This is a genomic window from Paenibacillus sp. A3M_27_13, from assembly GCF_024213315.1.
Classification (GTDB): Bacteria; Bacillota; Bacilli; order Paenibacillales; family Paenibacillaceae; genus Paenibacillus; species Paenibacillus polymyxa_B.
This window is the reverse complement of sequence record NZ_JANAVE010000012.1, coordinates 132,344-158,121: the sequence shown is the minus strand read 5'-3', so window position 1 is coordinate 158,121 and position 25,778 is coordinate 132,344. Positions and strand designations below refer to the sequence as shown.

Annotated in this window: 23 protein-coding genes; 14 read left to right on the top strand and 9 right to left on the bottom strand. The window is 45.8% G+C overall.

Translation table 11 applies throughout. The features are described from left to right. Nucleotides 1-2,925 (bottom strand): immunoglobulin-like domain-containing protein (locus NLX82_RS26080; protein ID WP_254349260.1); only part of this gene is annotated, 2,925 nt, incomplete at its 3' end. Nucleotides 2,926-2,971: 46 nt separating this feature from the next. After that, on the bottom strand, nucleotides 2,972-3,313 hold the full coding sequence (locus tag NLX82_RS26075) for a phage tail protein (RefSeq protein ID WP_023986902.1): 342 nt from the start codon (nucleotides 3,311-3,313) through the stop codon (nucleotides 2,972-2,974). Nucleotides 3,314-3,551: 238 nt separating this feature from the next. On the opposite strand from NLX82_RS26075, the gene NLX82_RS26070 reads away from it, so the two are divergent. The 3 genes from NLX82_RS26070 to NLX82_RS26060 are packed head-to-tail and all read left to right on the top strand — an operon-like array spanning nucleotide 3,552 to nucleotide 7,568. After that, nucleotides 3,552-5,252, top strand: a complete 1,701-nt coding sequence (locus NLX82_RS26070) for a spore germination protein (protein WP_254349259.1) — start codon at nucleotides 3,552-3,554, stop codon at nucleotides 5,250-5,252. Nucleotides 5,253-5,277: 25 nt separating this feature from the next. Beyond that, nucleotides 5,278-6,372 carry a GerAB/ArcD/ProY family transporter gene (locus NLX82_RS26065; protein ID WP_069079778.1) on the top strand — a complete coding sequence of 365 codons (1,095 nt, stop codon included), beginning with the start codon at nucleotides 5,278-5,280 and terminating at the stop codon, nucleotides 6,370-6,372. Continuing rightward, complete coding sequence (locus NLX82_RS26060; protein WP_254349258.1) at nucleotides 6,369-7,568, top strand: Ger(x)C family spore germination protein; 1,200 nt, start codon at nucleotides 6,369-6,371, stop codon at nucleotides 7,566-7,568. Before NLX82_RS26065 ends, NLX82_RS26060 begins: the two co-directional genes overlap by 4 nt. 63 nt (nucleotides 7,569-7,631) lie before the next feature. On the opposite strand, the gene NLX82_RS26055 is transcribed toward NLX82_RS26060, so the two are convergent. Beyond that, complete coding sequence (locus NLX82_RS26055) at nucleotides 7,632-8,180, bottom strand: PadR family transcriptional regulator (RefSeq protein ID WP_028541063.1); 549 nt, start codon at nucleotides 8,178-8,180, stop codon at nucleotides 7,632-7,634. 166 nt (nucleotides 8,181-8,346) lie between these two features. Between NLX82_RS26055 and NLX82_RS26050 the strand changes: the two genes are divergently transcribed. Next, the gene (locus tag NLX82_RS26050; RefSeq protein ID WP_013308656.1) at nucleotides 8,347-8,838 is read left to right on the top strand and encodes a phenolic acid decarboxylase; all 492 of its coding nucleotides are present in this window, start codon (nucleotides 8,347-8,349) and stop codon (nucleotides 8,836-8,838) included. Between the two features lie 103 nt (nucleotides 8,839-8,941). Here the strand turns inward: NLX82_RS26050 and NLX82_RS26045 are convergent, their stop codons facing one another. From NLX82_RS26045 to NLX82_RS26035, 3 genes are all read right to left on the bottom strand, one after another. Next, nucleotides 8,942-9,388: a hypothetical protein gene (locus NLX82_RS26045; RefSeq protein ID WP_028541062.1), complete on the bottom strand. Its 447-nt coding sequence runs from the start codon at nucleotides 9,386-9,388 to the stop codon at nucleotides 8,942-8,944. A gap of 271 nt (nucleotides 9,389-9,659) precedes the next feature. Next, complete coding sequence (locus NLX82_RS26040; protein WP_023986908.1) at nucleotides 9,660-10,049, bottom strand: winged helix-turn-helix transcriptional regulator; 390 nt, start codon at nucleotides 10,047-10,049, stop codon at nucleotides 9,660-9,662. A 162-nt stretch (nucleotides 10,050-10,211) separates the two neighbouring features. Beyond that, nucleotides 10,212-11,555 (bottom strand): glycoside hydrolase family 30 protein, encoded by a 1,344-nt coding sequence (locus NLX82_RS26035; protein WP_071559335.1) that lies wholly within the window; start codon nucleotides 11,553-11,555, stop codon nucleotides 10,212-10,214. A gap of 210 nt (nucleotides 11,556-11,765) precedes the next feature. Here NLX82_RS26035 and NLX82_RS26030 point away from each other — a divergent pair, with 210 nt between their 5' ends. The 7 genes from NLX82_RS26030 (at nucleotide 11,766) to NLX82_RS26000 (ending at nucleotide 17,629) form a co-directional block, all read left to right on the top strand. Continuing rightward, nucleotides 11,766-12,446, top strand: coding sequence for a response regulator transcription factor (locus NLX82_RS26030; protein WP_028541060.1), 681 nt, complete (start codon nucleotides 11,766-11,768; stop codon nucleotides 12,444-12,446). Beyond that, nucleotides 12,443-14,212, top strand: a complete 1,770-nt coding sequence (locus NLX82_RS26025; RefSeq protein WP_028541059.1) for a sensor histidine kinase — start codon at nucleotides 12,443-12,445, stop codon at nucleotides 14,210-14,212. Before NLX82_RS26030 ends, NLX82_RS26025 begins: the two co-directional genes overlap by 4 nt. A gap of 24 nt (nucleotides 14,213-14,236) precedes the next feature. Next, the gene (gene pssA / locus NLX82_RS26020) at nucleotides 14,237-14,746 is read left to right on the top strand and encodes a CDP-diacylglycerol--serine O-phosphatidyltransferase (RefSeq protein ID WP_023986912.1); all 510 of its coding nucleotides are present in this window, start codon (nucleotides 14,237-14,239) and stop codon (nucleotides 14,744-14,746) included. 22 nt (nucleotides 14,747-14,768) lie between these two features. Beyond that, entirely contained in the window at nucleotides 14,769-15,263 is a 495-nt protein-coding gene (locus NLX82_RS26015; RefSeq protein WP_013308662.1) for a DedA family protein, read from the top strand. 87 nt (nucleotides 15,264-15,350) lie between these two features. Continuing rightward, nucleotides 15,351-15,767 (top strand): phosphate-starvation-inducible protein PsiE, encoded by a 417-nt coding sequence (gene psiE, locus NLX82_RS26010; RefSeq protein ID WP_025723919.1) that lies wholly within the window; start codon nucleotides 15,351-15,353, stop codon nucleotides 15,765-15,767. A gap of 55 nt (nucleotides 15,768-15,822) precedes the next feature. Then, the gene (locus NLX82_RS26005) at nucleotides 15,823-16,830 is read left to right on the top strand and encodes an AI-2E family transporter (RefSeq protein WP_023986914.1); all 1,008 of its coding nucleotides are present in this window, start codon (nucleotides 15,823-15,825) and stop codon (nucleotides 16,828-16,830) included. Between the two features lie 241 nt (nucleotides 16,831-17,071). Beyond that, nucleotides 17,072-17,629 carry an NADPH-dependent FMN reductase gene (locus NLX82_RS26000; protein ID WP_028541058.1) on the top strand — a complete coding sequence of 186 codons (558 nt, stop codon included), beginning with the start codon at nucleotides 17,072-17,074 and terminating at the stop codon, nucleotides 17,627-17,629. A 101-nt stretch (nucleotides 17,630-17,730) separates the two neighbouring features. Here the strand turns inward: NLX82_RS26000 and NLX82_RS25995 are convergent, their stop codons facing one another. Together NLX82_RS25995 and panB are read right to left on the bottom strand one after the other, a co-directional pair. Then, complete coding sequence (locus NLX82_RS25995) at nucleotides 17,731-18,654, bottom strand: ketopantoate reductase family protein (protein ID WP_254349257.1); 924 nt, start codon at nucleotides 18,652-18,654, stop codon at nucleotides 17,731-17,733. Then, on the bottom strand, nucleotides 18,654-19,526 hold the full coding sequence (panB, locus tag NLX82_RS25990; protein ID WP_068941424.1) for a 3-methyl-2-oxobutanoate hydroxymethyltransferase: 873 nt from the start codon (nucleotides 19,524-19,526) through the stop codon (nucleotides 18,654-18,656). Before panB ends, NLX82_RS25995 begins: the two co-directional genes overlap by 1 nt. A 531-nt stretch (nucleotides 19,527-20,057) precedes the next feature. On the opposite strand from panB, the gene NLX82_RS25985 reads away from it, so the two are divergent. From NLX82_RS25985 to NLX82_RS25975, 3 genes are all read left to right on the top strand, one after another. Further along, nucleotides 20,058-20,429: an MmcQ/YjbR family DNA-binding protein gene (locus NLX82_RS25985; protein WP_023986918.1), complete on the top strand. Its 372-nt coding sequence runs from the start codon at nucleotides 20,058-20,060 to the stop codon at nucleotides 20,427-20,429. Between the two features lie 140 nt (nucleotides 20,430-20,569). Then, a complete protein-coding gene (locus NLX82_RS25980; RefSeq protein ID WP_023986919.1) occupies nucleotides 20,570-21,196 on the top strand; it encodes a nitroreductase family protein in 627 nt (208 codons plus the stop codon). Between the two features lie 55 nt (nucleotides 21,197-21,251). Then, complete coding sequence (locus NLX82_RS25975) at nucleotides 21,252-22,202, top strand: ring-cleaving dioxygenase (protein ID WP_053324602.1); 951 nt, start codon at nucleotides 21,252-21,254, stop codon at nucleotides 22,200-22,202. A 128-nt stretch (nucleotides 22,203-22,330) separates the two neighbouring features. Here NLX82_RS25975 and NLX82_RS25970 read toward each other — a convergent pair whose 3' ends face one another. Beyond that, nucleotides 22,331-25,696, bottom strand: a complete 3,366-nt coding sequence (locus tag NLX82_RS25970) for a DEAD/DEAH box helicase (RefSeq protein ID WP_254349256.1) — start codon at nucleotides 25,694-25,696, stop codon at nucleotides 22,331-22,333. Between the last annotated feature and the right edge of the window lie 82 nt (nucleotides 25,697-25,778).

Here is a 25,778-nt window from a genome sequence, read left to right as displayed (position 1 = left end):
ACTGGATATCATCAGTGTACCATATCGGGATATTACCGATGCACCAATCTTATCCCATTTATTCAGTAAAGAATGAGAAAGGATAACACGACTCAGTTGCTTCTCCTGCTCCAAACGAATGTCTGCGTATGCTTTGCCTTCGCGAAGTGCTTGCTGTATCTGCTCATCCAGGAATGCCGGCGAAGGAACAAAGAGGGAGAACTCTTTCCCTTGTTCGGAAATTCCGATCTGTGGTACGAAAGCAGATAGATCCTCATTCTTATCTTTGTTAGATTTGCCTGTGTTTGCAATTACCTTGGCAGGGACGGTGACTTCTATGGCTTGCGTCAACGCACGAGAACCATCGCTTACCCTCATAACATCCAGCATGATAGTTACAACGGAAGGAGTATCTGCTTGAACAATAGTTCCGTCTGTACGCACGATGTCTGGGTGGCTACTGCTGCTGATGGTCACACGGAAACCATCAGGTACAACAGGCAACCTGAGCAGTGTGTCACTTGTTGTAGGAGTTGTTATGCTTGTGATGGAATCCGCAACGCGCTGCGCGGTTAACCCTTGCGGATATACTAGCCCTGACGGGGCACTCTTCATACCATTTACGTTCTGTAGCACATAGTAGCTGGCTCCTTCAGGCACAGGTGTAAATGTATATTTTCCCTCTCCCGAAGCGATTCCTTCCGCTATAAGCTCCTGCTGGGCATTGTACAGTTCAAGCCGTGCGCCTGGTAAGGCACCTGTAACGACCACAGAGGCTATATCCCCATTGCCTGCTGCGGCTCTAACAGCACGGGGCAGCATGTTTATATGGCGCTCTGCTGGCTCCGCTGTCCAACCTCCATTGTCGCTATAAGCATAGTTCAATACATATACACCGGGTACATTTATATCGACATTCCCGTTACCTGAAAGCTCAGGGATCAGGATATTGCCGTATACGCTGTCCAGTACACTGGCTCCCGGATCAGTGAAGCTGTCACCGGCTTCCAGAACAATTGGATTACTGCCGTTCAATCGTACGTAAGGTGTATTCGGTAATGCCTTCAGCACTGTGATTGTGAATGTTCTTTGTACAGAAGCGGTACCTTTAGAAATAATGGCAATTAACTGTACATTCATATCACCGTCTGTATATTTAGGCCGATTCACCTGACCGCTATTGCTGAGGATATCTGGTTGATCCGAAGACCAGTCGATCTGGGTGTCAAATGCTCCTGTACGAGGCAGAGCGATGGAATCCTTAATCCCTTGCGGATAATCTAAATTCAGTGTATTAGCTGCCAAATTTACGGCTTCATCAGCGCTTACGGGCAGTGCAGGCACGAGCAGGCTGAATGTTTTTCGTAGCTCAACCCCGCCTCGTGACACAACTGCTTCCAGCGTGATGGTCTGATCGCCCTGCACATAGCTTGGGAATGTTACATGCCCAGTATGATCCAAGAACTGGGGCTGAGTCGATGACCATGACACCTGAACACCATGCAGAGCGTCTTTTGGCAAATATACGTCTCCGGTTACTGTAGTCATTGGCAGCTCAAGCGCCCTGTATGCTGCGTCAACGGCTTCTGTATCGCTCATGGGCAGACTGAGTACATGCGCAGTAAAGTTCTTTGTTTTCGTTAAGCCTGCAAGTTGCAGGGTAGCCGTTAGGGTAACATCCGTATCTCCACTGTTATAAGAGGGTCTGGTGAGTGTTCCATCTGCTGCAATGACAAGAGGTTTGGACGAGGACCATTCGATCTGCGCTCCACCATAACCGGATAAAGGGAGAGAAATACTCTCTGTTACCGCAGACAAATTGCCAAGCGAGAGGGTGTCTACTGCTTGATCCAATGTATCTTGTGCAGTTATCTTCGGTACGGTAACTTCGAAAGTTTGAGTATCCGAGGCGCTTCCCTTCGCAATCGTAGCTGTCAGTTTTACTTTTCGGTCACCCAGATCGTACCGCGGGCGTGTGACAGCCCCCTCGTTCGTAATGACGTCAGGAGTATCCGAACTCCAGCTCACCGTCGTATCATTCAATCCAACGAGTGGCAGTGTCAGCTTTTGGGATACGGAATCAACTGTATCTCCAGATGCGAAGCCTAATGCAAGAGCAGCTTTGGCCTGTGCAACTCTCTCGGCATCGGTAAGTATGTTCACTTTAACTTCTGAGGGAGTGCTCTCCCCCTTAGCATTCACGGCCTGAACCGTGTAAAGGGCTTCACCTGGCGGCAATGCTGAAGTGTCTATGAATTGGGTTAAGTTACCTGAATAGAGCGTTACACTATCTCGTATGACTTTGTATGAAGTTGCATAAGGAACAGCATCCCAGCTTAACTCCACTGTATTTCCATTTTTGGTTCCTGTAAAATGCCCCGGAGCCTGTGGAACGGGCAATCGCTCCCCATAAGCTGCGAATTCCATGATGGAAGCCCACTGATTGTTTCTTGTATTTCCTTGATCAATATATAATCGCAAGTATCGTGTAGTTACAGGGGCAATGTTCTTTTCAACATTAGAGCTCTCATTATTCTGGACGGTATCAACAGTCACCCAATTACTTCCGTTGCTGCTTGTTTGCAATCGGAAACTGTATGGATCACGTTGATCCTGCCACCCGTTATGGATTCCCATACCTGTAACAACGTATCGATCTACGATATACCAGTCTCTCAGATCTACCTGAATCCATTTTTCACCGTTGCTGGCTTGATACCAGCGGCTTGTTGGTTCGATTGACCCATCCACAGCTCTGGAGGGATCATAGGGCTGGCTGTAGCCACTGGATGTGGCTGGCTTGTTAAGCACCACATTTTCCCAACCGGCAGCGTGAACCTCATTCGTCCCTATGAGCAGGAACGTACCGCCGATAAATGGCAGCAATGGAACCAGCAAGCGATAGGGTTTCAATTTGTTGCGTGTGAAGTTATTGCCTTCGAGCACGCCATCACCTCTTCTTCATTAATTAGCCCACCGATGAACACATTCATTAAGGGCGGGATGGGTAAACCCCTTCGGTTGCGATATAGTAGTTTACATTCGGCAACGGGGAAGCCCCGCGCAAGTCGGGTAATGCAAATGTGCTCATTCCATCGCCGCCAAAATTAGTGCCCAGCAGACTGAACAGTGCTGTATTTTGCGAAATAGATAAGAGCTGACCCTCGCATTTTAGCCAACCTTTAGGAGCGAACATGTACGGGTACACCGTAATTTCCCCAATATAAGGCTCATAACCTGCATGTGCCTGTTTGGGACTGATCGCCGTTCCCCCTAACAAAATGACCGCTAACAAACTCAACACAGCGGCTTTCTTCCAAAAATGATTCTTCATACCTACAACTCCTTTTTAGTTTCGAATAATGGCCCACGAATTCAACAAATTTGTGACATTAGTCATAGAATGAATAGATATTATCATGTAATTCCACTTTTGGCACTACAGTTCATCTATCAAATTCACCTTTTTATTCCTTTTGTGAGTAAAGAAATTTATTCCATTGCCCATGCATCTTTTTTCTAATCCAGGTAAATCTATATACAAATCCTATGGAAGTGAAGGAGGAAAGAGTGTGTGGCAGGTCATCGGAACTCATATGCCTAAATGGAACGTATGGATGGAAGCTTTCTTTTTGTTCCTCATCCCTTTGATTATTTTTCTGACGGTACGACAAATTAGAGCGATGGATGGTCGAGAGAGCAGACGTATGGAACGATTAAAGCTTTTAGAAGAAGAAGACCGTTCGCAGCATGCAGATCGTAATCCGTCTGTAAGTGAGGCTGAGAAGGTAAAAGGGACCTTTACCGAAGATTATGAAGCCAATGTAGCAAAAATCAGACAAGCAGTTACGGATATGTCAGACGTGAACGAACGATCTATTTTTCTGGAAAAATTGAACGCTGTAGGCACACTTTTTTTTGTGGATGGATTAACGGACAAGGTTGGCATGGATCAGAATATTTTAAAGCCGCTGATGGATTGGGGCAGCTCCGGGCAAGAGGGGGAAGATCTCCCGAGAGGAGAAGAGCTTCGGGATATGTTTATTCGTCAGGTTATGCTGGTATCGGAGACAGAGCATACGTTAGAGGTGCAGTTCTCCTTGCAAAAGGTGCTGTTCGGTTCAGTCATACTCTTGATTCAGGGCATACCGGGTGCTTTCGTGCTGGGTACACCCAAAGGGAATACACGAGGGGTGGAAGACCCCATATCGGAATCGGTGCTGCGGGGACCGCGAGTCGGTTTTACAGAGATACTCAGCGATAATACAGCGATGCTGCGCAGGCATGGAGAAAGTACGGAACTAGCCATGTCGTCCTTTAAAGTCGGCAAAAGAGTGGAAAAGCAGCTGATGGTGGTGTATTTCAGAGACATTGCCGACCCGGAGCTTGTAGATGAGGTAAAACGGCGGGTCAAAACCATTGATATGGATGAGGTGCTGGAGTCGGGCTATGTGGAGCAACTTATTGAGGATAATTTTCTTAGCCCCTTTCTGCAAATTCAAAATACGGAGAGACCGGATCGGGTCATGGCTGCATTGCTGGAGGGACGTGTGGCGATTCTGCTGGACGGTACACCTTTTGCGCTCCTTATGCCTGTGACGTACGGGATGATGCTCCAGTCTCCCGAAGATTACTATGAACGATGGATACCGGGGTCGCTTATTCGATTTCTTCGTTTTATGGCAACTACGATATCTCTGTTCGCCCCGGCGCTCTATATTTCCTTTATCTCATTTCATCCCGGCCTGATTCCAACCAAGCTGGTCATTTCTATTATCAGTGCGAGACAGGGAGTTCCGTTTTCGACGCTGATTGAGGCCCTGATTATGGAAATTTCCATCGAAATTTTACGCGAGGCGGGACTACGGCTCCCCAAACCCATCGGTCCAGCGATGGGCATCGTCGGCGGTTTGATTATTGGACAGGCCGCTGTTGACGCCGGGATTGTAAGTCCGATTCTCGTTATTGTAGTAGCAGTCACGGCGATTTCTTCCTTTGCCTCACCTGTATACAGCGCCGGGATCTCTATGCGTGTTCTTCGTTTTGGGGCCATGTTCACGGCAGCTATCTTCGGTTTGTATGGAGTGATCATGTTTTTCCTGATGCTGAGCATTCATATGGCTAAATTACACAGCTTCGGCGTGCCATATCTTAGCTTAACGGCCCCCCGTTCATTGAAGGACTGGAAAGATTACTTTTTGCGAGCACCGTTACAATTTATGAAAAATAGACCCATTCTATTGAAGCATAAAGACCCTAAGCGACAAGGATGAGTTCAACAACACAGGAGGGAGCAAGATGGCCCGTGGGAAAAAAACGGATAAAATTACAACGTTACAGACGACGGAAATCGTGCTTTGCTTTATGCTGGCTGCCGGGTTGCTTACTCTTCCCAGAGTAGCCGTTGAAACTGCAAAAACACCGGATGTGTGGATGTCCGTCATTTTAGCAGGGGCTGCCACTTTCCTGTTCGGATGGATTATAGTCAAACTAAGTTCACGGTTTCCAGAAAGCACCTTTTACCAGTATGTTCAGCGGATAACTGGCAAAGCCATCGGCAAAGTGTTGGGCATCTTGTTCGTCATCTATTTTATTTGTATAGCTGCATACGAAATCCGAGCTGTGGAGGAAGTAACGTCGTTCTTTTTGCTTGAAGGAACTCCAGTGTGGGCTATTTCAGCCCCCTTTATGTGGATCTCTCTGTATCTCTGCTTGGGGGGGATAGGTACATTGGGTAAAATATGTCAAGTTATATTCCCGATTACGGCAGCTATCTTTTTATTGATATGTTTGCTGAGTTTGAATATTTTCGAATTGAATAATTTGCGTCCTGTTTTGTCCGAGGGTGTGATGCCAGTGATTAAAGCGCTCAAGACTACAACCCTGACCCTAACGGGGACAGAGTGCCTACTGTTTATTCTTTGTCGGATGGAAAAACCGGAGAAAGCAACTAAGGCGGTCGGACTGGCAATCGGGATCTCGACCATTTTTTATACAGCTACGCTGATCTTATGCATTGGCGCCTTTTCGGTGGAAGGAGTTATGACCAGAACCTGGCCTTTTTTAGACTTGGCCCGCTCCTTTGAAGTGGAGTATCTGTTATTGGAACGGTTCGAATCCCTATTGTTGTCCATTTGGATCATGCAAATTTTTGCTACATTCAGTATTGCTTTTTATTGCGCTTCGCTCGGAGTTTCTCAAATTTTGAATAGCTCTTATTCCAAGGCGCTGTTTATTTTGCTCCCGTTCATCTACGTCCTGTCCCAAATTCCCAAAAATCTGAATGAGTTATTTTCTCTTGGAACGATGATCGGGAATGCAGCTTTCGTTCTATTCGCTCTGCTTCCACTCCCTCTGCTGCTTATTTCTCATTGGAGAGGGGTGCGGTCATGAAGAGAGTCCAGTCAGGATTACTCGGAATGGTGGCTCTCCTGACATGCTGTACACTTTCAGGCTGCTGGAGCAGCTCTCCGGTGGAGGATCTAAATCTGGAGACGGGCATTGCTATGGATGTAGTGTCACAATCTTCACAAGAAGAACAAATTAAACGGAAAGGAGGAGACTATCCGAAAAAAGAGTTAATCACCGGAACCTTTCAATTTATCATCCCAGAGGAAAGCGGCGGCTCCAACAGCTCCTCCCCACAAGCTAAAAAGTTTTTTAATATTACGGAAACGGGGGATTCCGTTTTTGAAATGTTAAGAGAAATTTCATTGCGAACCAACCGACCGCCCATCGGACAACATTTGAAAACGATTATTATCAGCTCCAGTCTGCTTCGCAAAATTCCATTGTATGAGCTGCTGGACTTTTTCTTGGGGGATAATGACATTCGGCCCAGCGTCCAGCTGCTGATTAGTACAGACAAGGCGGGCAATGCGCTTCAGGAGAAAATTCCTGGTCAAATTCCTGCCTATATCTTAAAGGATATTTTCGAAAATCGTAAACGGAATGCCCGGTTGATAAAACCCGTGGCTTTGGTTAAAGTGGTCGGGCCCATGAAGGGGAAAAGAAGCTTTATATTGCCCAATGTCATTACGGCGGAGAATGAAATCAAGCTCGCAGGTGCGGGAATCATCAAGGGAAAGACACAAACCTACGGTGGCTTTCTGAATGAGTCAGAGGTCGAGGGCCTCATGTGGATCAAAGGTCAATTGGTTGGAGGCGTGCTGAAAAGTAGTGATCCCCAAACCGGTAAAAATATAGCCTATGAGATCAAAGCGGTGAAAAGCAGGATCAAGGCCATCGTTCAGGGGGGCGACATTTCCTTCCAAGTAAAAATGACCTCAGAGGGACGCGTTTCCGAGGTTTTTAACAAGAAAGAAAATTTGCGTAGCAATGATGTGCTCGGACAAGAAGAGAGTATCTTTCAAGAGAGAGTTAATTCATTAGCTGAACAAACTGTAGCCAAAATGCAAAAGCTGCAGGCTGATGTTGGAGGTTTCGGAGAAGCGTTGAGGATTCAGCATCCTAAAGTTTGGCGTAAGGTTAAAGAGGATTGGGATACCACTTTTAGTACCATTCCTGTACGTTTTAACACAGATATCCATATTGAAGATTACGGCTCTTCGATTACGACGGCAGACTAGTTTGCACCTATTTAGAAAAACCTTCAATACCACGAATCTACGTGGCGTTGAAGGTTTTTTAGGCTATTCAAACAGGGACAGTGTTTCTTCCAGCCACGTAATATAGCTTTCTTCCCGATTAATGGCACGGCTCAGCACCAGATAATGCCCAAATTGATTAGAACCGGGGGCTTGGAGGTTTTCGTCCAGCTGTTGGAGGGATTTTTTACTTTCGTACAGATACTCCAGCTTCTCTTTACGTTTGGTTATCTGGTTCTCGAACAATCGCTTGTTCTCTTCCTTGGGGATGGCTGCTGAGAAATACAGCATGAGCATAAACTCATCCTTTTCCGTTTCCGGTAACTCTTTGGCGCTCAACAGCCATTCGGTCAGCTCTTGGGTTCCTTTGGGGGTGATGCAGTACAGCTTCTTTTCCAGCTTGGCTCCTGTAATGGAGGTGCGATATTCAATAAGCTCCTCTTCGGTCAGCCTTTTTAACTCAGGATAAATCTGACTGTGTTTGGCGCTCCAAAATTGTCCGATTTCCTTCTTGAATTGACTCGTAATATCGTAGCCGCTCATTTCCTCTTTATGAACCAGGCCCAAAATGGCGTATTTTAATGTGCGCTTCAACGTAGTTCTCCTTGTCAAACATTATTTGACACTAGTATACCATAGTGCTACAATTTATATGTACTTAACAACATGTTTAACATTACATGTTTTGAATTGAATATTTTTATTTTTGGTCTCCTATTCAATTCATGAAAACTTATAATTTAGGAAAGAAGGATGCAAGATGGACAAGTTTATCGGCAGCCACATGATCTACACTTATGAGAATGGTTGGGAGTACGAAATATATATTAAAAATGAAGATACGATCGATTATCGCATTCATAGTGGTATGGTAGGCGGCCGCTGGGTACGTGATCAGAAGGTCAATCTGGTGAAGCTGGTGGAAAATGTGTATAAAGTATCGTGGACCGAACCGACAGGCACTGACGTGTCTCTGAACTTTATGCCTGAGGAAAAACGTATGCACGGCATTATTTTCTTTCCTAAATGGGTTCATGAGCATCCGGAAATCACTGTGCGCTATCAAAACGATTTTATTCCGCTGATGGAGGAATCACGCGAAAAGTATGAAACATATCCGAAGTATGTGGTTCCTGAATTTGCAGATATTACATTCATCGAAAATGCGGGTGTGAACAACGAACAATTAATTTCCCAAGCACCTTATGCAGGAATGACAGACGATATTCGTGCAGGTAAACTGCAAGTGTAATCAACTCTGTGCTGAAAGTGTAAAAGCCTGGCCTGTGATAAACAGTCTCAGGCTTTTTTACGTGAACTGAAAAGTGGATTGACAATGGAGTTGTGAACGATATTTAGAATGAATAGTAGACCAGGCCATGCTCGATAAGATATGAACGACTAATCCGAGGGGGGAGTATGGTCGCTGATGGGGAGAGAATGTGCAGGTTCGCATGGGTAGTCAGATCGGATAAGGCAGATAGAGCTAGCTCTGTTTTATCAGGCCCCCAGTGATCAGCATGGTGCTGAATATATTGCTCAGCCTCGGTTAAGGACAGACCCTTGAGCGAGGTAAACACGGAAGCCCAGCGGACGAGGTCAAAGGCACCTTTAATTTCAGGCAACTCATATTCCGCCAGACCTTGAGCGCCGTTACACGACATAGTAAGCAAGCCACAGCAATGGTGTTGATAAGGTTTTGAGTCAGGAAATTGACGATAGTCGTATTGAATCATTTCCATGGAACCAATGCTTAATTGGGTCGCTTGGGATGTTGTGGGCTGGGCAAGCGTCATGCTCATGCTAGAACGGCCTCCTTCTCGGATTCACTGTAAATAGGGATGGAAGAATCATACGTCACAGCGGATGTAATGTAAATCACGAATACAAGTGTAAAATGAGGATATGTAGCGGAAAACGAGCTTTAATGCCAATGGAAACGGATACTTGCATCCATTTCTTTTATTATCTTGGGGAACGTCTTTATATCACAAAAAAAACAACCCCAGATCTCCCCAGGGTCGTCTCTACAAAAATATAGTTCAGCATTTTGCAAAATGCTTGTTTTGCTGGTCACACGGGTGTGACGTCCTGAATCGCTTCTTCTTCTTTCCAAATCACGTTCTCGCGATAGTTTGATCCCCAATCGTACATTGCTCTCAGTACCGGAATCAGGCTTTCGCCATGCTCCGTCAGTGAATATTCCACATGTGGAGGGACGACGGGATAGACTTTACGAAGAATGAGTTTATCTTCCTCCAGCTCGCGCAATTGGTTGGTCAGCATTTTTTGCGTAATATGGGGGATTAGCTTCTTCAATTCACCAAACCGCTTGGTGCCTTCCATACCGAGATGCCACAAAATAATCAGCTTCCATTTTCCACCGATGACCGCGAGAGTCAATTCCTTATCACAATTAATCAGCTTCAAATCAATCCGGTCTTTTACAGTAGTGATATTCATCGACCTCCTGTCCATAGTTATTCCAAGTATACTATTTATAGCTACTATACGCAAAAGGATATACATCCATTTTGGAAACTATACATATGCTTGGACACTTATAGACCGGACAGGGGGACCTAATGATGTGTGCAAGCTGGAAGAGTCCAGAAATCTGTGGCGTTAAGAAGGAATCACGATAGTATTAAAGGACTCCGGCTCCAGCTCCAAGCGGTGTGTTGTTTCACCGAGAGACAGATTCAGCACACGCGATTCCTTGAACGGATTGGCGATGACTACCACCCTTTGCCCGTCTGTATTTTGAAAAGCAACTGCATTTCCAGTCCATGAGCCACGAAGTCCGATGCGTCTGGCACCTGGTAATACAAAATGAGAAAAATGCTTCATAACGTAATATTCCGGGTTCAGGACAGGTTTTCGATCCGCGGGATCAACGGTAATCATCGAATTTTGCTCCCAGCCCCATGTGCTCTTGCCTTTCGGTTCCAAAACCATATTCCAGTAAATATAAGCATTCACACCATTGCTGAAGTAGTGCTGGTACAGATTATATACATATTTGGCGTAGTCCCATGAGTTTTCTCCGTTGCCGCATTCATTTTCTGTTTGCATGTAACGAAGCTCAGGATAACTGGCAACGGTGCGCTGAATGGCATTTTTGCCTGCCCACTGGTAGCCTACGCCTTTAATATATTTGTAGGCCTCGGGGTCACTCAATACGGTATGGGCATACTCATCGAATCCGGTAGAAGTCTTCTTCATTAATTCCTCCCACGGATCGGGAGCGTTAATGGTCCCCAGCCAAATTTCCGTATCTAGTCCGTGTTCCTCAAAAGCAGGGCCCAAATAGTCCCGAATAAATTCACGCAGCTGCTCCCCGGTCCATACACAGGAAGGGAACTTCTGATCGGCAATGACTTCATTTTGAACATGAATCTGATGGATCGTAATACCTGCCTCGCGGTAAGCCTGAACAAATTTGACAAAGTACAATGCATACGCTTTCAAAATATCCTTTTCCCAGCGCAGAGTGCCGTAATTGTAGGCTTTCGGTGATTTCATCCATGTCGGCGGGCTCCAGGGTGAAGCGAACAACTTCAGGTTAGGATTGAGTTGTAACGCTTCCCGAATAAAAGGAATGAGATATTGCTGATCACGCTCAATGGAAAAGTGCTTCATCTCCACGTCGCCGTCTGTTTCATTGTGGCTGTACCACTCCAGCGCGTAGTCACTCGCTCCAATAGGAAGTCGGCATATTGCAAATTTGTGCTCGCCCTCTGGATGAAAGAGAGAATGAAGCACCCGATCTCGTTCGTCCTTTTCCAAATGGTTCAGGGCTACATAACCCAATTCATTAAAACAGCCACCAAAACCTTCGACAAGCTGATGTGTTTCTCCCGTAAGGGTTAGGTTGGCACTATCTTGGGTATCGGTAAGATGATGAGCTTGGGATTGCCAAGCTTTAGCTTTAGAAGTGGAAAACCACTGAATGGTTTGATTACTCATGTATTACCCTCCTGTTCAGGCTTTTTGTATCTCTTCTTATTATAGGGTAGGATCACAGGAGATGAGATGGTCTGAGCCAAGACAAATTTGCCCTAATCCAAGGTCGAATTTGCTGATGAGAAGTTCTGCTGATAAGAGGTATCAAGAACACATAAAGTACACATGTCTTTGATATGCTGGTGTCCTAGAATGACGAAAGAGGGAAGTCGATTGAAGAAAAGGGTTCTTCTCGTGGAGGATGAAATACGTATTCGTGAAGTTATTGCTGATTATTTTAAACAAAATAATTGGGAAGTCTATGAAGCAGGTAATGGAAAAGATGCACTAATCTGGTTTGATTCGGTGCAGCCGGACCTGATTATACTCGATATTATGATGCCGGAGCTGGATGGTTGGGAGGTGTGCCGCCAGGTACGCAGCCGTTCAGGTGTGCCGATCATTTTGTTGACAGCCAAATCCGGTGATGATGATAAAATATTAGGCTTTGAACTGGGAGCCGATGATTATGTTACCAAACCTTTCAGCCCCAAGGTGTTGATCGCCCGCGCAAACGCGCTGATGAAGCGAGTGGAAGGACATGTGCAGCCGGAGTTGCATATTTTGCGATTCGGCACTGCCATTCTCAATACGATGGCTCATCGACTTGAGGTGGATCAGGCGGAAGTCGAGCTGACGCCCAAGGAGTATGAGTTGCTGCGGCTGCTTATACATAATAAAGGCATAGTCATTTCACGGGATGTGATACTGAACCGGGTGTGGGGCATCGACTTTGAAGGAGACACACGGGTTGTCGATACTCATATCAAAAAGCTGAGAAGTAAGCTAGGCCGTGAATCACGCCATATCCGCACGGTTTTTGGTACAGGCTACAGGTTTGAGGAGGAAGAATGAACAAACGGGGAGTTACCTTTAAGTTGTTCATTATGACGGTTGTGTTTTTCCTGTGTTTTTACGGTATGGTGATTTTAAGTCAATTTCTGTTTTTTGAAAATTTTTATCAGCAACAGAAGATTGGTCGTGTGGAAAGCCGTTTGAAAAGCTTCGGTCAAAGTTATGTCCAGGAGGCTTGGGGATCGGGCAGGGTTTCGCGAGAGGCAGCTCGCTTTATGCTTCAAAATAAGAACCAGTTGGCGATTGTTACGCTGGACGGCAAAGTAAAGCTGGATGATGCGTTTCATATCAGTCTCAGAACAGCAGATGGTAAAGTTGTTAAGATATCGCTGTCTCTGTTTATGAGCGAGTACGGAGATGAGTTGAGAGCTGCCCGGATTCAGCCCGGTGATACGGTAACGGTTGAAGGTGAGGTATTGGGGACTGACGGCATCACTTCCCCCAACTTAATTTATCCATTAGGCATTCAGAAGCCTGGTTTCAAAAATATAGGAACGACATCGCAAGCGGCTGGCACAGATGACAGTGTAAGGTTATCCGGTACGGTGACAGAGATTGCACTACCAGATCTGAAAACATGGAGTCAGCGACAAGGATTACTGTTTGGTGCGCTGGAGGAATGGTTCCCTTTATCACAGGCGCATCTGGAGAAACTTAAGAATTTCGAAGTGTTGGAGGAAGATTGGACGGAACCTTGGACAGGGGTACGTAATGCAGTCATAGTCCATCCTGTTCGTCAGGACACAGGCGAGATCGACCTCCTGTTCACAGTGACATCGTTGCAGGAAATTAGTGAGACGAATGAAGCTCTGCGCTGGTTTTATCTGTACCTAGGGATCGGGGGATTTGCACTCATTCTGATTTTGTCCCTGTTCTATTCCCGGATGGTGACCCGTCCGCTCATTGCTTTGAATAATACCGCCAAGCGAATGGCTAAGCTCGATTTTACTGCCCATACACCAATCCGGCAGAATGATGAACTAGGCAGCCTGTCCTACAGCATGTATACCCTGTCCCAGAACCTGGACACGGCTTTGCGCGAGCTTCAGGAGGTCAATCAACAATTGGTCGAGGACATGGAACAGAAACAGAGGATGGAGGCTGTGCAACAAGACTTTTTTGCCAACGCTTCTCATGAACTGAAAACCCCGCTGAGTATCATTAAAGGCTTCGCAGAAGGATTACAAGATGGGGTTAGCGCCGGGAAGCAGGATCATTATATGAAAGTCATTGTAGAGGAAGCGGACAAAATGGAGCGATTGGTCAAAGATATGCTGGACCTCGCCAAATTGGAATCGGGTACTCTCAAGCTTCGCAAGACGACCTTTATCTTGAGTGAGCTGGTGGAGGAAGTCGTGGACAAGCTATTCCATCTGTTGAAGGAGAAAAAGCTGGAAGTGGTCATTATCCCCGCCAATGAGATGCCGATTCATGCCGATGTAGGATGGATGGAACAGGTGATTATCAACTTTGTTGTCAATGCCATACGGCATGCTGAGGAAGGAAGCTCAATCACGATTCGTATCGAAGGCGCTGAGGAAATCCGTTTTTTTTCCATTGAAAATAAAGGTGAGACCATTCCTGACGATCAACTGGAGCAGATATGGGACCGTTTTTACCGGGCCGAGCTGTCACGTAGCCGCCAGACGGGTGGGACAGGACTGGGGCTGTCGATCGTCAAACGAATTTTAGATTTGCACGAATTCCGCTATAAGGTGGAGAATACCAAGGACGGCGTCCGTTTTGTTGTTATATTCGGAGGCTAAGCTACGGCAAAGGAGTTAAGGAGTATGAAATGGAATTGGTTGCCCTCACTATTCACGATTGCAAACCTGGGGGCAGGGGTCTTATCCCTGTATTTTACGATTCATGAGCAATACATGACCGCTTTTATTCTCGTGGTGGTGGCTGCTTTATGGGATGTATTAGACGGTTTGCTGGCAAGGCTGTTGCATTGCTCCAGTGATTTTGGCAAACAGCTCGACTCGCTGGCGGATGTTGTCTCATTTGGGGTTGCCCCTGCTTTCCTGATCTTGTTATACAAACTGGGAGATACCCATTGGATAGGACCGCTTGTGGCTGTTTTGTTTGTCATATGCGGTGCGGTAAGATTGGCAAGATTCAACCTAATGGCTTTTAGCAAAGGCTTTGTAGGTATGCCGATTACGGCGGCGGGTGTGATTTTGTCCTTTATGTTTTTATGGAGTGAGCATTTGAAGCCGGGGTTGTTGCTTGCATTAATGGTAGTGCTGTCGTTCCTGATGGTTAGCCGTATTCCCTTTCCGTCCTTCAAAAAATAATCGGTCAGGAGGTGGCTCTCCTATGGAATGGGTCATCAGCATGATTACACAATACGGATATATCGCTATTTTTGCTCTTCTTGCTCTTGGGATTATCGGTCTACCGGTTCCGGATGAAATTATTATGGTTTTTGTCGGCTATTTATCCTCTATCATGGTACTGAATTATTCGGTGTCTATATTAGTCAGCTTCATCGGTGCAATGACAGGGATGATGATCAGCTACACGCTAGGCAAAAAGCTGGGTCAGCCGCTGGTGGATAAGCACGGCAAGTGGGTTGGATTGACACCGAAGCGATTTGCAAGAGTTAAGGGGTGGTTTGCGCGTTTTGGGTTATGGACCATTTTGTTTGGTTATTTTATCCCAGGAGTCAGACATGCGACAAGCTATTTGTCGGGCATTAGTGCGATGCCTGTCCGAAAATATATGCTGGTGGCAAGCGCAGGTTCTCTGATATGGACGCTTATCTTTATCTCCATTGGTTATATTGCAGGGGCGAATATAAACTTTCATTAAGGTGACCTCAAAAGTAATGTAGCATTTTTCACGTATACCACCGATAATATAAATAAAGATACTGTACAACCAGTGAGGGGATCTGTATTGAATGCATTAATGAAGTATATTGAGAAGTTACCTAGTTTTCTGCAAATGATCTTGAATATCTCGCTGTTTCTGGTCGGGCTGATTTTAAGCTTCTTACTTCTAAAAGAAACATGGTCCATTTTTTCTTATGTTTTTTTGTACACAGAGGCCGACAAAAATTACTATGAATTCACGGAAGAGTTGCTTGTGTTTTTCTTGTATTTTGAATTCATAGCATTAATAGTTAAGTACTTTAAAACCAATTTTCATTTTCCATTACGTTATTTTATCTATATTGGGATCACGGCTGTCATCAGGCTCATTATTGTAGATCATGATGATGCTAAAAATACATTCTGGTGGTCTATTGCTATCCTAGTCATGGTAGGTTCTCTATTGATCGCTAACAGTAAATTGATAAAAAGAGAAAATTGATGCTCAGGAAGATTGCAAAGTTGACAGTCAAGTGGGAAAGAGGGAATAAAGACGAATGGTAAGAAACTGGATGAATCATGCGGGCGTCAGGCGGGTAGCCGTCCTTGCGATAATCGTTTTACTGTTGTTTATGTTAAGAAGCATGATGAATATTATGTTGTTAACACTGCTGCTTACGATCTTGATTGGTAGTATATATAACGGAGTGAATAAGCTGGTCAAGCGGTTCGTCAATGTGCCGTCAATGATCGTGTTGCTACTGGTGTATGGGCTGCTAATTCTGATTATGGTGTGGGGCGTTTACCGAATGGTGCCGCTAATCGTTGTACAGGTCAAGCAGGTGTATCTCATGATTCAGCAAGCGTATATGTATCCTGATCGTAATCAATGGAACGAAACGATTATCGAATTTATGGACACGCTGAATGTTCAGCGGCTATTTGAGCCTGGCCTGAGTGCAGTGATGAAGGTCAGTCAATTGGGAACACAGCTTCTGGTGTCGATTATTTTGAGCTTGTTCTTCCTGATGGAAAAATCATATATTACACGTTTTACAGCTACGTTTGTAGATAGCAAACTGGGTTGGTTTTTCAAGGAAGTGGGTCATTTTGGCCGTATGTTTCTGGATACGTTCGGGAAGGTATTGGAGGCTCAACTACTGATTTCACTTATTAACTGTATATTGACCACGATTGCACTCTGGATTATGGGTTTCCCTAATCTGCTTGGTCTTGCGCTCATCATTTTCGTACTTGGATTGGTTCCAGTGGCAGGTGTGTTTATCTCACTGGCACCGCTCGGCCTGATCGCTTTCAGTGTCGGCGGCATTCAATATGTGATTTATCTAGTTATTCTGATCGTGGTGATTCATGCGATTGAGGCCTATTTCTTAAATCCGAAGCTGATGTCATCCAAAACGAATTTACCGATCTTCTTTACCTTTGTCGTACTTATTTTCTCTGAGCATCTGATTGGAATTTGGGGCTTGATTGTAGGTATTCCGTTGTTTGTTTTCTTCCTTGATCTGATTGGGATAAAACGCAAGCAAGAGAAGGATACTTGATTCAGCACTACAGATTCCACCCTTGTATAGTGACTATTGATTCATCACGAATGCCTGCGAAGCCGCAGGCATTTTTTTATTGCCCTTTTGTTCATAGGAAAAAATCGCTGACGCTCATCATCATGCAGGAGGTGTCCAACGGCATTATCAATGCATTCTCACTTGCTTTTTAATTCTCTTGTTAGCTATAGTACACTGAATATGCAAGATTAGATCAAGTTAAAAGAAATGAGATGATCGGATGGAACAGAAAATTAAGGTATTGGCTATATCGGGTAGCCTTCGTCAAAAGTCCTCCAATACAGCGCTTATGAAGGCTACTATTGGGCTGGCTTCTGAAAATATGATATTCACAGTCTATGATGGATTGGGGGATCTCCCGCATTTTAACCCTGACTTGGATGTAGATGAGGGGTCAGCTTCCGTAAAAGAGCTACGGGAGCAATTGAAACAAGTGGATGGAGTGCTGATCTGTACACCGGAATATGGGAATGGTGTGCCGGGTGCTTTGAAAAATGCCTTGGATTGGCTCGTATCTTCAGGTGAATTTGTAAATAAACCTACAGCGGTCATTAGCGCGTCACCGTCTCCTATGGGCGGCCATCTTGCGCATGCCTCGCTGCTGCTCACATTGCAAATGATCAATGCACAGATTGTGGAGAATGGAAAGGTCATTATTCCGCATATCACCTTGAAGCTAAATCAGGAAGGTGAAATTACAAACGCTGAAACTAGGCAGGAGCTAGAAGCACTACTTCAAGGGCTTGAGCAAGCATGCTCAAGCACAGGAACTCTTTAGATTTTTGAAGTTTAATAAAGGAAAAGCAGCGGCAGTCTAAGATTTCATTTTCACCTTCGAAGCTGCCGCTTCCTCTTTTAATTGATTTTAAAGTTTGAATTTTAGACAGTGTCCAATAAGCTCTCGTATACCTTTAATCGGGCATATACCGTTTCGAGTATGGGGTAAACAGTATTACTGGTTGCAGCCAATGCAAGCAGTGAACCATGTAGATGGCTGGCTTCAATCGGAAGCTTTTTAAGCATATCGCGTTGCATGGATGACATCATCTCTGGTCGTAAGGATTCCATCGTTTTCAGTGTATGAGCTTCCATCTCTGAATCAATCGGCATCCCCGCGTTGTGAGCAAGTGTGACAATCTCATGCAGCAGCTTTTCGTAAATAGCACGTGACTCTGCCGTGGCAAGTATAGTTCCAACCGAGGCATCCATCAGTGTTGTAATTGCACTCAAGCTGGCAACGAATATATATTTCTGCCAAACTTCACGCTGGATATCGTGGCTTCGTGCCACTGTGAAGCCTGCATGATCAAGATGATTCAGCAGCAATTGTGTACGCTCTGAGTGCACTCCGTTCCATTCACCGAAGACGATACGGTGGAACGGACTTGTCTGAACAACAGAACCATCATGATCCAGCGTAGTTTCAATATAACAAAGTCCGCCCAGCACTTTTTCAGAACCGAATTGCTTGCGCAAAAAGTCAAAATGTTCGTAACCATTAAGTAACGGAAGAATCATGGTATGATCACCGACATAAGGCTCAAGATCAAATTGCAATTGGGGAAGATGATACGCTTTGACCGAAATGATAATACAGTCGAACGGATCGGCGGCTTCACCATTTGTAATAGCACGGATTGGCGTCTGGAAATCTCCATGAACACTTCTAACAATCAGACCGACTTCTGCCAACTGAGATTTTTTTGAAGGGCGTACGAAGAAGGTCACGTCTTCTCCTTTTTGAACAAGAAGTCCCCCGAAATAGCCTCCAATCGCCCCTGCACCTACAATCAGAAATCGCATTATAGGGTCCCTGCCTTTACTTTTGCATTTCCGTATAATCCTTCTACTACGTTCTCATCTGCCTTAAAAACATGCTCCTCGCCTGGAAAAGAACGATTCTTCACGTCTTCGACATATTGCCCGATGCTGTTGCGAATCAAAGCACCTATATCCGAATAGGTTTTTACGAACTTCTTCTCCCGGTAAGGAGCTGAGTATTGTAACATGTCATGATACACCAAAACCTGGCCATCACAGTATCTCCCCGCACCGATGCCTATGACCGGAATAGATATCTCTCGGGTGATGCTCTTCGCTACTTCCTCTGTCACCAGCTCTAACACGATGGCAAAAGCTCCCGCTTGCTCCAGGGCCCGGGCATCATTTAGAAGGCGCTCAGCGGCCTGTGAGTTTTTACCTTGAATGAAGTATCCGCCGATTTGATGCACAGACTGTGGTGTAAGTCCGATATGCCCCAGTAGTGGGACGCCGGATTGAACAATTCGCTTCACGGTGTCGCAAATTTCCATGCCCCCTTCTAATTTCACGGCATGGGCATGTCCCTCTTGCATGAGCCTGCGCACATTAGTAAGGGCTTCTTCACTACTCCCGTGGTACGTCATAAATGGCATATCCGCAACAATAAAAGTATGTTCCGCACCGCGCACGACAGACCGTGTATGATAGACCATATCATCCATAGTGACGGGCAGTGTGGAGTTATAATTAGATAACACATTACCTACGGAATCACCGACAAGGATGATATCGATCCCGGCTTCCTCAGCCAAACGAGCAGATGGATAGTCATACGCCGTAATCATACTTATAGGTGAACCTTCTCGTTTCATTTTCTTCAATTGCAAAATATTAAGTGCTTTCGAGGTTGCCATGGTTGCATTCAAATCCTTTCCTACCTTTATTTTAGATCACAAAAAAAACCTTTTAGCACATGGCTGAAAAGGTCCGAAAGGCAAAAAAAGAGTCAATTTGCGACCGTTCTTTTGTCTCGGTCCTTGCGGATCAGAGCAAAATCCAACGAGTTCACCTCCATAGGCTCACACATCTACATATTGAATTACAGTAACTAGAGTACCGTTCGAATGTATCGATACAGCCTCTCACGGAAGTATACCAAAATATAGGGCTGTTGCATAACATTCTCTACTATATGAACAAAACAAGCCCCTCCAACTTCCTATTCGGAAGTGAAGGGCTGTCAGCTTGCAGATACAGTATGTGAAATATCGCTAAATCTTTAGGACGTGTATGAGGTCACGGACGGTCGATAAATTCATATAGAAAGGATTGACCCTCCCGATAGAATTCTAATTGTAACATGGGACTATTGTATGTGGAGAGCGTGATATAATAGGGCACAAATCGTTTCATAGATGATGAATCAAGCAGAGGAGTGAAGGCTGGTGTATGAACAAATTGTAGCGTATGGTCTGAGCCAAAAAGAGGCTGTTAAGGATTATCCATTCGGTGCTGAAACGCTAGTACTGAAAGTTGGAGGCAAGATGTTTGCTCTATTATCTGAAAAGGACGGCATTAGCCACCTATCCTTGAAATGTGATCCGATCATTGCGGTAAATCTGCGTGAACAAAACAAGGCAATTAAGCCAGGCTATCATTTAAATAAAAAGCATTGGAATACGATTGAGGTTGATGCTACCTTCCCACTGGAGGATTTGTACAGCATGATCGACCATTCGTATGAGCTAGTCTTCAAGAGCTTAACCAAAGCGCAACGCGAAGCGATTACGATGAGAATACGGGCAACGGATTTGTAAAGGGCTGGTGAAGCCCTTAGGTTGTATCCAAAAATACTTACTAACATTATTATAGTTTTACTTGACAGAAATCACGAATAGATATATTCTTAATTTAAAGATAATTCATTTGAAAATAATATCAAGGAGTGGAACTTAGCATGAGCGAACTGGTGAATATTATTCAAGAGAGAAGATCAGCTTCTAAATTTATTCCTGATGTTACTATAGATGCAAAAGAACTAGAAGAAATATTTCAGTTGGTGAAGTTTGCTCCATCGGCTTTTAATTTACAGCATACGCGCTATATCGTAGTGCAGGATGCTGATACCAAACAAAGACTGCATGATGAGGCAAGTAAGCAGTATAAAATATTAACGGCTTCGGCGACCATTGTAGTGCTGGGGGATACAGAAGCTTATACCAAGGTAGCTGACCTCAACGAAGGATTCCTGAATTTAGGTGTCCTAAGCAAGCAGGAATATGATAGTACGGTGGAATCGGTAACTCAGTTTTATCGCGAGCGGGGACCTGTCTTCCAGAGAGAAGAAGCGATCCGTAATGCCAGTCTGTCGGCTATGCAATTGATGTTGATTGCCAAGGACAAAGGCTGGGATACTTGCCCGATGATCGGTTTTGATCCGGCGAAGGTGCAGGAAGTACTGAATATTCCAGAGCAATTTGTTCCCGTGATGATGATTACCTTGGGTAAAGAGGACGAATCGGGTCAGCGGGCACGGGGATACCGCAAGCCGGTTGGACAATTTGTCAGCTACAATGGATTTTGAAATTTGTAAATCATTTGTGTAAATAAATCATCATGTTAATGAAGGAGTGATAAAGATGTCATTGAAAACCGCTGGAATTCACCATATCACGTCCTTTGCAGGAGACCCGCAGGGCAACGTTGATTTTTACGCAGGCGTACTTGGTTTGCGATTGATTAAAAAGACGATCAACTTTGATGCTCCAGAAGTATACCATTTGTACTTTGGTAATGAAGAGGGCAGCCCGGGAACGATCATTACCTTTTTTCCAGCTCCGGGTACACGCAAGGGTAAGATTGGAGGTGGACAGGTCGGGATTACGACGTATGTCGTGCCGTCCGGTGCTTTGGAATACTGGGAAAACCGTCTGCACAGCTTGAAGGTGTCTTTCACGAAGGCCACTCGTTTTGGCGAGTCATTCATCCAGTTCCGAGACAACGAGGGCTTGCATCTGGAGCTGGTGGAGCGGGAAGATGGCCCGGTGAACACGTGGACAGCTGGCGGCGTGCCTACGGATAAAGCTATCAAGGGCTTTGGCGGGGCGGTACTGTACAGTGCGGATTCCAAGCATACGCAAGAGGTGTTGGAGAACGTCCTGGGGATGACTCCCATCGGAGAAGACGCAAATGCAGGCTACATCCGCTATCAGGCGACAGGTGATTTGGGCAACCTGATCGACATTCCGGTCAAAGATGTCCCGTGGGGGAATGGCGGCGCCGGTACGGTTCACCATATTGCCTGGCGCGCGCAGGACGATACGGAGCATCAGGCGTGGAACGAATGGGTTCATCAGCATGGTTTTGGGACCAGTGGTATTGTAGATCGCCAATACTTTAATGCCGTATACTTCCGCGAGCGGGGCGGTATTTTATTCGAGATCGCAACCGATCCACCCGGATTTACCGTGGATGAGGAATTGAATGAGTTAGGGCACAAGCTGATGCTGCCTGAATGGTATGAGCCTCAGCGCACCCAGATTGAGTCTAACCTGGTTCCCATTGAACCTAGAGTATTAAAACAGGATTAATCTGCTCGATCCAAACAATCATATTTAGAAGCAAAAAGGTCCAATGCGGGAAGATTTCTACCGTGATTGGACCTTTTTTTGCATGTGGAATTGTCATACTAACGTATAAATAAGCGTGGAAGAGTTGGCTAGATCATGAGCAGTCCACGAATCTCCAGCTCGGTCAGTGCCGAAAGGGTTTCTTGCCCCGGTTGAATGACCTGGTCGATCATGTTTTTCTTTTTTTGTTGCAGCTCATACATTTTATCCTCTACCGTGCCTTGGGCGACGAGACGAATAACCTGTACGACTTTTTTCTGACCCATTCGGTGTGCGCGGTTGGTAGCCTGCTCCTCTACAGCGGGATTCCACCATAGGTCATACAGAATGACTGTATCTGCGCCGGTGAGGTTCAGGCCAGTGCCTCCTGCCTTTAGGGAAATCAGGAACAGCTCGCGTTCTCCATCGTTGAAGCGACTGCACAGCTCGACTCGTTCCGGAGCGGGAGTCTGCCCATCCAGGTAAAAGTAGGACACCCCTTCTCGAGCAAGCTCGCGTCCGATCATTTGAAGCATCGTAGTGAACTGTGAAAAAATGAGCATCCGTTTCCCGGAGCTGAGACATTCCGTAATGATCTCCAACAGCTGTTCAAATTTGGCGGAGCTTCCCGTATACCCTTCGATGAACAAGCCCGGATGACAGCAGAGCTGACGAAGTCGGGTCAGACCTGCGAGAATTTTGATTCGATTTTTCTGAAATCCTTCCTCGTTGAGATGCTTCAACGTTTCATGCTGGAGCTTGGCCAGATAGGCTGTATACAACTTTTTTTGATCTGGCAGAAGCCGGGATACCTGCACGGATTCGATTTTCTCCGGCAGCTCCTTGAGGACATCGCTCTTAAGACGGCGCAACAGAAACGGACGAACCCGCTTGGCAATCACATTTCGAGGCAGGTTGTGAAACACTCTTTTCCCACCGGGAAATAGCGCAGGAAATACAACGTCGAATATGGACCATAACTCTTCCAATGTATTTTCTATAGGCGTTCCTGTCAGGGCAAAACGGTAACGGGCTTTTACATCCTTAACAGCTTGTGCTGTCTGGGTGGCATGGTTCTTGAAAGCCTGCGCCTCGTCCAGTATGAGCGTATGAAACGATGGTTTGCTGTACACATCTGCATCGCGCCGTAGCAGCGGGTAGGACGTAATGACGACGTCATAACTGGCGGCATCCCGTATGATCCGGCCGCGTTCTTCCGGGCTGCCATCTGCGATAGTGATGCGGACGTGTGGAGCAAATTTCTCCAGCTCATTCCGCCAGTTGTACACCAGTGATGCAGGGGACACGATCATGGCTGGAAGCTGCTGGCTGCGAATCTCCGGCAATACTGAGACGAGAAAGGCGATACTTTGCAGCGTTTTACCCAGCCCCATATCATCTGCCAAAATGCCCCCAAAACGGTAATGCGCCAATGTCTTAAGCCATTGAAAGCCGTAAACCTGATAATCTCTCAAGATAGGAGCAAGCACGTCTGGAACTGGAAAGTCGAGATGGTCTGGGTTACGTATATTTTCCAGCAGCTGGCGAAAGGTTTTACCCAAAGTCAGGTTTTTCCCATGATCGTGAGGATCAATTAAATACAGTCCTTGTGTGACGGGAACACGAATTTGCGCTGCATCCAGATCACTTTTACGGATACCTGTTTCATTCATGAACCGAATCAATTCCTTGTACTCCTCTGTTTCCAGCGGCAGCAAGGCACCATTAGGCAGACGGTGATATCTCTGTTTTTCCTCTAACGATTTGAGCAGTTTGCGAATTTCCGGTTCCGGAATGCCCTCCATATCAAATTTAAATTCAAGCCAATCCGTACGTTCATCCCATTCCGCCCGTATCCTTGGGGTAGGCAGAGTATTGTTTATTTTCGCTTTGACTGCACCTGTAGCATAGACGTCCAGCAGCTTTTCCAGTTGAGGAACAGTATGGTACAAAAAATCATACTCTGCATCTTCATCTTCCATAAAATATCCGCTGTCTGTTCTGGCAAAGGAGCTATGCTCCATCAGTTCCAAAATACGCTGCTCCTGTTCCCCATCACGTATCAGAATTCGGTCGTTACCAGGCGTTCGTGCATCTGTTTCCAGCGGGTTGATGATGATATCCCCATATTGGAACTCCAGCCCTGCCAGTAGCTTGTCTCTTACCCGGTCCAGATATAGCTTTGCCTTCAATGGCTGCTGTGTGACCCGATCTGAGACGGACCGAGTCATATGAACACGTCCGAGCTTCATTAACCCGGGTACAACCTTGTCCATAAAAGATTCCATCTGCTCTGGCGCAATCAGAACTTTTCGCCTGTGGTGTACCTCTACCATCCGTTTTAGCTCGGACAAACGCCGTAAGGGATCGGCCTTCTGTTTGACAAGCTTGCCATCGGCAATGACGACACCATAGTCCTCCATGATGGTCAAGTCATCCAATCCTTGTATGCTTAGCTGGTAGCCTTCGGTTATGGCCCCGGCCTCATCAAATTCAAATTGCAGTGGAAGCATCAGGTCGGACTGGGGAATACCCTCACTCATGTTTCCGTGAATTTCAAAGTAGACGCCCTGTGCTGTTGTCAGCAAGGGGAGCAGCTTTTCCCAAGCCGCAGGCGGAATGAGGAGCATTCGCTCGCCGCTCATATGGCTACTGGAAGATGAATACGTGCCTGAGGTTTCCCGAATCATACGCTCATGGTGGCACACCTGGGATAATTGCTGGAGAATAGCGTCATGTTCAGGTCGGAAGCGGTACAACTCAGGCTCGTACGAGAAGCTTTTCGTGAACATGTAGCTATCCCCACGGTCAATACTATCCAGAAACGGACGAATTTTCTGGACGATATATAATCGTTTGGGGCCAGCCTTCATTTCTACACCAAACATATATTTTTGGTAACCGTAGGCAAAAGGCCGGATGACGAATTGAAAATCCAAGACCGCACGAGTATCCAGCAGGGTAGGCGTGCTGCGAAGCGGTCGCTTGCGGTCAAATAGTTTTAACATACTGTCGGTCAGCTGGAGATCCCCTTGTGTGATGTCAGAGGATCGTGCCGTTTTAGCAGTGTAATCATACGGAGCATCTGTAGATGTGTACATCCCGTCTGAATCCATGCTTCCTGCTGTATCTGGGGTAGTACCGGGATGAAGTCTGGAGGCGTAGGAGCGTACAGACAGACTTTTTCCACGGCGTATATCATGGGCGTTAAGGAGAACAGCAGCGATATGTTTGCAATATCGTCCGGTGTTCTGAAATGTGCTACAGGTGCACTCTGCTCGGATACTTCCATTGGATCGGATCATCGCCGCAACAGCATAAAAGCTGCTTCCTTTGACCGTAGCTTCGTATACCCCTTCATCATGATCTATTTGTGTAAAGGCCACTCTTTTGGCCCGGTAATAGGCATCCCCGTCGTCATAAGCAGCTTGACTGCATAGTTGTCTGATGGCTCGCCGGGTAAGTTCAAAACTCATGATTCGTAATCCTTTCCTGAGTTATTCCGTTTTCTTACATGATAACAGAACAGACAGGAGGATGGACACTTGGGCGCGAAAC

Coding starts and splice junctions, on each gene's coding strand:
- NLX82_RS25995 (WP_254349257.1), bottom strand. CDS start 18,654: ATGCGATTTCTGATTGTAGGTGCAGGGGCGATTGGAGGCTATTTCGGG.
- NLX82_RS25970 (WP_254349256.1), bottom strand. CDS start 25,696: ATGAGTTTTGAACTTACCCGGCGAGCCATCAGACAACTATGCAGTCAA.
- NLX82_RS26035 (WP_071559335.1), bottom strand. CDS start 11,555: ATGAGTAATCAAACCATTCAGTGGTTTTCCACTTCTAAAGCTAAAGCT.
- NLX82_RS26005 (WP_023986914.1), top strand. CDS start 15,823: ATGGTAAGAAACTGGATGAATCATGCGGGCGTCAGGCGGGTAGCCGTC.
- NLX82_RS25980 (WP_023986919.1), top strand. CDS start 20,570: ATGAGCGAACTGGTGAATATTATTCAAGAGAGAAGATCAGCTTCTAAA.
- NLX82_RS25975 (WP_053324602.1), top strand. CDS start 21,252: ATGTCATTGAAAACCGCTGGAATTCACCATATCACGTCCTTTGCAGGA.
- NLX82_RS26075 (WP_023986902.1), bottom strand. CDS start 3,313: ATGAAGAATCATTTTTGGAAGAAAGCCGCTGTGTTGAGTTTGTTAGCG.
- NLX82_RS26060 (WP_254349258.1), top strand. CDS start 6,369: ATGAAGAGAGTCCAGTCAGGATTACTCGGAATGGTGGCTCTCCTGACA.
- NLX82_RS26045 (WP_028541062.1), bottom strand. CDS start 9,388: ATGAGCATGACGCTTGCCCAGCCCACAACATCCCAAGCGACCCAATTA.
- NLX82_RS26025 (WP_028541059.1), top strand. CDS start 12,443: ATGAACAAACGGGGAGTTACCTTTAAGTTGTTCATTATGACGGTTGTG.
- pssA (WP_023986912.1), top strand. CDS start 14,237: ATGAAATGGAATTGGTTGCCCTCACTATTCACGATTGCAAACCTGGGG.
- NLX82_RS26015 (WP_013308662.1), top strand. CDS start 14,769: ATGGAATGGGTCATCAGCATGATTACACAATACGGATATATCGCTATT.
- NLX82_RS26065 (WP_069079778.1), top strand. CDS start 5,278: ATGGCCCGTGGGAAAAAAACGGATAAAATTACAACGTTACAGACGACG.
- NLX82_RS26000 (WP_028541058.1), top strand. CDS start 17,072: ATGGAACAGAAAATTAAGGTATTGGCTATATCGGGTAGCCTTCGTCAA.
- NLX82_RS26040 (WP_023986908.1), bottom strand. CDS start 10,049: ATGAATATCACTACTGTAAAAGACCGGATTGATTTGAAGCTGATTAAT.
- panB (WP_068941424.1), bottom strand. CDS start 19,526: ATGGCAACCTCGAAAGCACTTAATATTTTGCAATTGAAGAAAATGAAA.
- NLX82_RS26050 (WP_013308656.1), top strand. CDS start 8,347: ATGGACAAGTTTATCGGCAGCCACATGATCTACACTTATGAGAATGGT.